This is a genomic window from Candidatus Nitrosarchaeum limnium BG20 (assembly GCF_000241145.1).
In the GTDB taxonomy this organism is placed as follows: Archaea; Thermoproteota; Nitrososphaeria; order Nitrososphaerales; family Nitrosopumilaceae; genus Nitrosarchaeum; species Nitrosarchaeum limnae.
Window position 1 is genome coordinate 22777 of the sequence record NZ_AHJG01000174.1, and the last position, 7059, is coordinate 29835.

The window sequence follows — 7059 nt, forward strand, 5'->3', positions numbered from 1 at the left end:
TGACAGACTTCTCCAGATCTGTATATGACATTAAAAAATGTGAAATTATCTTTAAATAAAATTGCAAAATCTTTATCAGAAGTTCAAGATGCTAGAGAATTTTTACTAAAAAATACCAGAGAAATAATAATTCTGTGTAGTAGATCCATTATGGCTGTACATAATGGTGATATGAAATTAGCAAAAAACAATCTGAGCCAAGCAGATGTATTACTTAAAAAATATAAAAAAAAGGCCACACCCGATCTTTTGAGATATTTAATTACTCCAGAACAGGAATACGTTGAGGCGGCATCTTTAATTGCCATAGTAGAAAAAAAAGAGATTCCTTCAGACAAGAAATTAGGAGTATTGCCAGAATCATATGTTTTGGGATTAATGGATTGTGTTGGAGAACTAAAAAGAATGATTTTTGATAAAATAAGAATTGGTGATATAGATAATGCCTCAAGAATTTTTCAAATAATGGAAAATTTGTATTTAGAACTTTATCCATTTTCAATGTATGATAAAGTGTTAAAGGAAGCTCGAAGAAAAATTGATGTGGATAGAATTTTAGTGGATGATGTTAGAGGAGCAATTACAGAAGACAAAAGAAGATCGGAATTAATCAAAGCACTAAACAAATTACAGAAATAGAATTAGTGTTAATCAAAATTAGATGCGGGTGGTGGGATTTGAACCCACGAACTCCTAAGAGACTAACCCCTCAAGCTAGCGCCTTTGGCCAGGCTGGGCGACACCCGCAACGAAAATTTCTTGCATGGTTTTTATAATCCTTGATTACTTTTTTGTACGTATGTTAATTCCTGTAAGATGTTTTACTTGTGGAAACTTGATTGCTGATAAGTATGAAGAGTATCAAAATAAAGTAAAATCTGGAGAAGATCCAGCTAAAGGACTAGATTCTTTGGGAATACATAGATATTGTTGCAGAAGAATGTTGCTAACTACAGTTGAAACAATTCAACAAGTTATTCCATTTTATGAAGCGATACAGAGAAGACATCAAGAAGTCCAATCTGAACTAGAGTAGTTTGGCAAAAATAACTTCCATCAAAGGACGTATTATTTACAATAGTCGTGGAAGTAAAACGATTGAAGTTGATATTTTATCTGAGAATAAATTTTTAGGAAGAGTGTGTGCTCCATCAGGAGCTAGTGTTGGAAAATATGAAGCTGTAAGCTTTCCAAATGAAAAACCTGAGGAAAGCTTAAGAATTTTAAATGAAAATGCTCAAAAATTTATTGGGTTAGAATCATCAGATCTTAAAACAGTTCATGATACACTACGGAGTATTGATCAATCACCAAACTATGAAAATATTGGAGGTGGATTAGCATTTGCAGTAACCATTGCTTCAATGGAATCCGCTTCAAAGGCATTAGACAAACCATTATTTCAGATATTATCAAATGAATCATCATTCAAGTTTCCTTTTCCTTTAGGAAATATTTTGGGCGGGGGAGCCCATGCAGGTCCAGGAACACCAGACATTCAAGAAATTTTGATTTGTGCTGTAGGAGCTAAAACAATTAGAGACGCAATTGAGACAAATTTGTCAGTTCATAAAGAGTTAAGGCGTATTTTAGAAAAAGAAGATCCTAGTTTTACCAATGGACGTGGAGACGAAGGTGGATGGGCGCCAAAATTAAAAAATGAAAAAGCTTTAGAACTTTCAGCAAAAGCTTGTGAAAATTTAGGATTTACTTTGGGAAAAGAAGTAGCATTAGGAGTTGATTTTGCATCTTCCACTCAATGGAATGAAGAAAAACAAAAGTATGTTTATCAAAGAGGCGGTTTTGTTAATTCATCAGAACAACAAATTGAATTTGCTGCAAATATTATTAATAAATACAAATTGATCTATGCAGAAGATGCAGTTCATGAAGAAGCCTTTAGTGATATGGCAGAACTCACTGCAAAATTTCCCAATACATTAGTCACAGGGGATGATCTGACTGTTACAAATAAAGACATATTATCAAAAGCAATCAAATTAAAATCTTGTAATGCAGCTATTCTCAAAGTAAATCAAGCAGGTAGTCTTTATGATGCATTTGAATTTGCCAAAGTTGCAAGTCAAAACAACATAAAATTAATTACATCACACAGATCTGGGGAGTCTACGGATTCGCATATTTCTCACATAGGATTAGCAACAAAGTCAAAAATGCTCAAAGTGGGGGTAGTAGGTGGAGAAAGAGTAGCAAAACTAAATGAGCTTATTCGTCTATCAGAGCATGATTTAATATGCGGTATGGCAGAGATTTAAAATCGCTATGAGTGAACAAACCGAAGCAACAGACATCAAAAAGAAGATCCTATCTACAGGAATTAGGGTAGGAACACCAGTTAAGACGAAATTCATGACACCATTTATCACCAAAGCTAGTCCTGAGGGGCTATACATGTTAGATATCGATATTACTTTAGAAAAAATTAAAACTGCAGCCAAATTCATCAATCGCTTAGGCACAGACAAACTAATCGTGTGTTCAGCTAGACAGTATGCAAATACCCCAATTGAGAAATTTTGCGAAATGCTAGGTTCAAAGAAATTGTTAGGAAGATTCATGCCAGGGACACTAACTAATCCGTCATTACCATATTATATCGAACCAAAAGTTGTTCTAATTTCTGATCCTCAAGTAGATGTTCAAGCAATTACAGAAGCAACGAATGCAGGTATCCCAGTAATTGGAATTTCAAATACAGATAACATTACATCAAAATTAGATGTAATTATTCCAGCAAACAATAGAGGACGAAAAGCTCTGGCTACAGTTTATTGGTTATTAGTTCGTCAGATTCTCATAGAGAGAGGAGAATTAAAAGAAGATGAACCAATGAAATACGAAATTGATGATTTTGAAACAAAGATAACGGAAGAGGAAATAGAGTAATGCAAATTAGAACACCGGCAGTAGCCGGAATGTTCTATTCCGGTGAAAAAAAAGAATTAAAAAAATCCATCAATGATTGTTTTTTACACAAATTTGGTCCAGGTAAAATTCCACCATCGGACAATAAAAAGAAAATTTTTGGGGTTATTTGTCCGCATGCAGGTTATGCTTATTCAGGCCCAATTGCATGTCATTCATTTTATGAGATTTCTTCAAACCTACCGGAATTATTCATAATTGTAGGTCCAAATCATTGGGGGATTGGAAGTAGTGTTGCAACAATGAAAGACAGTAAATGGCAAACACCTCTAGGCGAAGTTGAAGTTGATTCTGAAACTGCAGAAGAAATTTCAAATATTACAAAAATTATAGAAGTGGATAACTTTTCTCATTCAAGAGAACATAGTCTAGAAGTACAGATTCCAATATTACAAGAAATATCAAAAAAATTTAGAATTCTACCTATTGTGTTAATCAATCAAAGTAAAGAAGTCGCTATTCAATTAGGATCAGCGATTGCAAATATTGCTAGAAAAAAGAAAGTAATGATTATTGGTTCTTCAGATTTTACTCATTACGAACCAAATGAGTTTGCACATGAACAAGATGCTGCATTAATTGAGCCTATTTTAAAACTCGATGTGGATAGATTCTACGATGTATTAAACAAAAAAGATATCAGCGCATGTGGATACGGTGCCATTGCATCAACTATGATTGCATGCAAAGAGCTTGGGGCAACAAAAGGAGAATTACTAAAATATGCTACAAGCGGAGATATCACAGGAGATACGAGTTCTGTTGTTGGGTATGGGTCGATTATTTTCACTTGATATCTAAAGCATCTGCACCTGGAAAGGCAATTCTTTTTGGGGAGCATTTTGTTGTATATGGAATTAAAGCAATTTTATGTGCTATTAATAAAAGAGTCACAGTAACTGCTGAGAAAATTCCTGAAAATAAAATTTTAGTTAAATCAAAGATTGGAGAGTTAGATCTGCCATTAAACAAACCCATTTCAGAAATAAATTCCCCACTAAAACCGTTTTATTATTTAGCAAACAAAATGATTGAAAAGCACAAACAAAATACAGGAATAAAGATCATTGTAGAATCAGAAATTCCATCTGGTGTAGGATTAGGATCATCTTCTGCATGCTGTGTTGCAGGTGCTGCTGCAATATCCAGATTATTTGAAGAAAGTACTAAAAAGGAAATTTTAGAGATGGCTATAGAAGCTGAAAGAACAATTTTTCAAAATACTTCAGGAGCTGACTGCACAGTTTGTACATTTGGAGGATTAATGGAATATGATAAATCAAAAGGTTTTTCACAAATTCAATCAAAATCAAACTTTCATCTTGTAATTGCAAATTCTAACATCGAGCATTCAACAGACGAAGTGGTATCAAAAGTGAAGAAATTTAAAGAAAAAACGAAAAAACATTTTCTGATATGTGTCAAAAAGAAAGTGAATTGATCAATCACGTTTCTAGAATGTTAAAAAATAATGACTTAGAAGGATTAGGAAAAAGCATGCATGAAAATGAGGAATACTTGGAAATTTTAGGTATATCAAATGATAAGTTACGTGATATGGTAAAGATAGCTGGAGAGGCTTCATTTGGAGCAAAAATTACGGGCGCAGGTGGAGGAGGATGTATTATTGCTTTAACCGATGAATCAAACTTAGAAAAAACCATCTTGAAACTAAGAGAGAGAAATTACGATTGCTTTTCTGTAAAAATTGATTTTAATGGATTGAATACTTTTTAATGTACTAGATATTTTGTGACAGCATGATTCTCATAAAACTTGGGGGTTCAATTATAACAAATAAGGAAAAACCACTTAGCCCTAGAAAAAAAGTTATTGAGAATATTGTTAAAAAATTAAAGCATCTCAAAGAACCCATAATAGTGGTACATGGTGGAGGTTCATTTGGACATTTTTGGTCTGTAAAATATGACATGCATACTAAACCAAAAAAATATGACATGCATGGGGTTGCAATTGTGAAAAATTCAATGATTGATCTTAATAAAATAATTTTAGAGATTTTTGTAAAAAATAAACTAAATCCATACGCATTACCCCCAACTGATTTCATGTCAGGAAACAAATCAATTACAACAAAGGTAAAAGAAATTGAGAACATTGCCAAATCAGGATTAATACCAATAACTTATGGAGATGCTCTTTGGTATGGAAACAAAAAAACATACATTTTATCAGGAGATAAAATAATGACACTTTTATCTAAAATATTAAAACCGAGGCTGATCATTTTTGCTTTAAATGAAGACGGTCTTTATTCAGATCTAACGACTAAAAAATTGATTCGTGAGTTAAAAGGAGAAAACCCAAAAATTTCTGAAAACAAAATGGATGTTACTGGTGGGATGAGTAGAAAGGTGGAGGAAGCAACCAATATTGCAAAGATGGGGATGAATGTATTTTTTGTAAACGGTAACAAACCAGAAAGAATTTTGAAAGCGATTAAAAATAAGAAATATGAAGGTACACTGTTTAGAGGTAAAAGAAGTGGCTGAAGAATATGTAATTTTAGTTGATGGAAACGATAATCCAATAGGTTCAGAGGAGAAAGTAAAATGTCACTTACCAAACGGAAAGCTTCACAGAGCATTCACAGCACTGCTTTTTGATAAAAAGGGAAGATTGGTGCTTACAAAAAGAGCAAAAGAAAAAATGTTGTGGCCTGAGGATTGGGATGGAACCGTTGCCAGTCATCCAAGAGAGGGTGAGACATACATATCATCTGCTGAAAGAAGAATGCCTGAAGAATTAGGGGTTTCATGTAAGATGGATTATTTAATGAAATTTGAATATCATGTACCATACAAAGATGTAGGGTCTGAAAATGAGATTTGTGGTACTCTAATAGGCATTGTTGATGAATCAACTAAATTTAAAATTGTTGAGGATGAAATTGATGAAATCAAATGGGTTTCGGTAAATGAACTTATTTCTGAAATTAAAAACAATCCAAAAATTTATTGTCCATGGATGTTAATTGCTCTGAAATTTCTAGATAAATCAGAAAATAAAACGTTTGAAAAACACAAAAACATTTTGTCTTTATGGATTAATTCAGAATTACAAGATGAACTACAAAAAGCAATTAGAATTCATCTAGCGGATGATAAATGGAGATTAGTTAAATGAAAAAAGAAAAATCAATTGAAAAAAATGCAAAAATTGTTAATAAATATTTAAATTCAAAACTAAAAGGAAACCCTAAATCACTTTATGATGCAGCATCTCATTTGATTGTTCATGGGGGGAAAAGATTAAGACCATATATGGTCATCAAGAGTTGTCAGATTCTGGGTGGAAATACAGCAACCGCAATGCCTGCTGCAAGTGCAGTAGAGATGATACATAATTTCACATTGGTACATGATGATATAATGGACAACGATGAAATGCGTCATGGTGTTCCAACAGTTCATAAGAAATTCGGAATGCCAATAGCAATTTTAGCTGGGGATGTATTGTTTTCAAAGGCATATCAAATTATTTCAGAGTCAAATATATCCAAAGATTCTACAGTTCAATTAGTTTCGAGATTAGCAAAAGCATGTGTTGATGTGTGTGAAGGTCAATTATTAGATGTAAAAATGGCAGAGGAGAAAAGAATCCCAACCCAAAAAGAATACATTGCAATGATAGGAAAAAAAACTGCAGCATTATTTGATGTTTCATGTTCAATGGGAGCTATTTGTGCAACCAATAATCAAAAAGATATTTTGAATTTATCAAATTTTGGTAAAAATCTAGGTATTGCATTTCAGATTACTGATGATCTTATTGGGGTAATGGGCGATTCAAAAATTACAAAAAAACCAGTTGGCAATGATCTAAGAGAAGGAAAAAAATCACTTCCAATTCTTATGGCAATAAAATTATCTAAAGGTAAAGACCATAAAATAATTCTAAAAGCATTTGGAAACCCAAAAGCAACAAAAAATGACCTTAAAAATGCAGTTGACGTAATTCAATCTCTTGGTATAGAAGTAGAAGTAAGGTCTCAGGCTCTAAAATATGCAGAGATGGCAAAAAAATCACTCTCAAAATATTCAGGTCCAGCAAAAACAGAATTGATAGATCTTTTAGATTTTGTAGTAAAAA

10 protein-coding genes and 1 tRNA gene are annotated in these 7059 nt (G+C 32.8%); 10 read left to right on the forward strand and 1 reads right to left on the reverse strand.

The window, feature by feature from the left end; translation table 11 throughout:
* Positions 1-24 precede the first annotated feature (24 nt).
* A complete protein-coding gene (locus tag BG20_RS05595; RefSeq protein ID WP_007402267.1) occupies positions 25-639 on the forward strand; it encodes a translin family protein in 615 nt (204 codons plus the stop codon).
* 23 nt (positions 640-662) lie between these two features.
* On the opposite strand, the gene BG20_RS05600 is transcribed toward BG20_RS05595, so the two are convergent.
* Positions 663-747, reverse strand: a tRNA-Leu gene (locus BG20_RS05600).
* Between the two features lie 52 nt (positions 748-799).
* On the opposite strand from BG20_RS05600, the gene BG20_RS05605 reads away from it, so the two are divergent.
* The 9 genes from BG20_RS05605 to BG20_RS05640 form a co-directional block, all read left to right on the forward strand.
* A complete protein-coding gene (locus BG20_RS05605) occupies positions 800-1036 on the forward strand; it encodes a DNA-directed RNA polymerase subunit N (RefSeq protein WP_007402268.1) in 237 nt (78 codons plus the stop codon).
* Position 1037: 1 nt separating this feature from the next.
* Entirely contained in the window at positions 1038-2276 is a 1239-nt protein-coding gene (gene eno / locus BG20_RS05610) for a phosphopyruvate hydratase (protein ID WP_007402269.1), read from the forward strand.
* A gap of 7 nt (positions 2277-2283) precedes the next feature.
* A complete protein-coding gene (gene rpsB / locus BG20_RS05615; RefSeq protein WP_010192023.1) occupies positions 2284-2907 on the forward strand; it encodes a 30S ribosomal protein S2 in 624 nt (207 codons plus the stop codon).
* On the forward strand, positions 2907-3740 hold the full coding sequence (gene amrB, locus BG20_RS05620; RefSeq protein WP_010192025.1) for an AmmeMemoRadiSam system protein B: 834 nt from the start codon (positions 2907-2909) through the stop codon (positions 3738-3740). The genes rpsB and amrB overlap by 1 nt, the downstream gene beginning before the upstream one ends.
* Positions 3737-4387, forward strand: coding sequence for a mevalonate kinase family protein (locus BG20_RS05625; protein WP_238527528.1), 651 nt, complete (start codon positions 3737-3739; stop codon positions 4385-4387). The genes amrB and BG20_RS05625 overlap by 4 nt, the downstream gene beginning before the upstream one ends.
* Entirely contained in the window at positions 4384-4683 is a 300-nt protein-coding gene (locus tag BG20_RS13230) for a hypothetical protein (RefSeq protein WP_238527529.1), read from the forward strand. Before BG20_RS05625 ends, BG20_RS13230 begins: the two co-directional genes overlap by 4 nt.
* Positions 4684-4706: 23 nt before the next feature.
* On the forward strand, positions 4707-5459 hold the full coding sequence (locus tag BG20_RS05630) for an isopentenyl phosphate kinase (protein WP_010192026.1): 753 nt from the start codon (positions 4707-4709) through the stop codon (positions 5457-5459).
* Positions 5422-6093 carry an isopentenyl-diphosphate Delta-isomerase gene (gene idi / locus BG20_RS05635; RefSeq protein ID WP_010192028.1) on the forward strand — a complete coding sequence of 224 codons (672 nt, stop codon included), beginning with the start codon at positions 5422-5424 and terminating at the stop codon, positions 6091-6093. The genes BG20_RS05630 and idi overlap by 38 nt, the downstream gene beginning before the upstream one ends.
* The coding region (locus BG20_RS05640; protein ID WP_010192030.1) for a polyprenyl synthetase family protein at positions 6090-7059 on the forward strand (970 nt) is incomplete at its 3' end. The genes idi and BG20_RS05640, both read left to right, overlap by 4 nt.

Bases quoted from the DNA above. Each gene is read 5' to 3' on its own strand.
- BG20_RS05595 (WP_007402267.1), top strand. From the start codon at position 25: ATGACATTAAAAAATGTGAAATTATCTTTAAATAAAATTGCAAAATCT.
- BG20_RS05605 (WP_007402268.1), top strand. From the start codon at position 800: ATGTTAATTCCTGTAAGATGTTTTACTTGTGGAAACTTGATTGCTGAT.
- rpsB (WP_010192023.1), top strand. From the start codon at position 2,284: ATGAGTGAACAAACCGAAGCAACAGACATCAAAAAGAAGATCCTATCT.
- amrB (WP_010192025.1), top strand. From the start codon at position 2,907: ATGCAAATTAGAACACCGGCAGTAGCCGGAATGTTCTATTCCGGTGAA.
- BG20_RS05630 (WP_010192026.1), top strand. From the start codon at position 4,707: ATGATTCTCATAAAACTTGGGGGTTCAATTATAACAAATAAGGAAAAA.
- idi (WP_010192028.1), top strand. From the start codon at position 5,422: ATGAAGGTACACTGTTTAGAGGTAAAAGAAGTGGCTGAAGAATATGTA.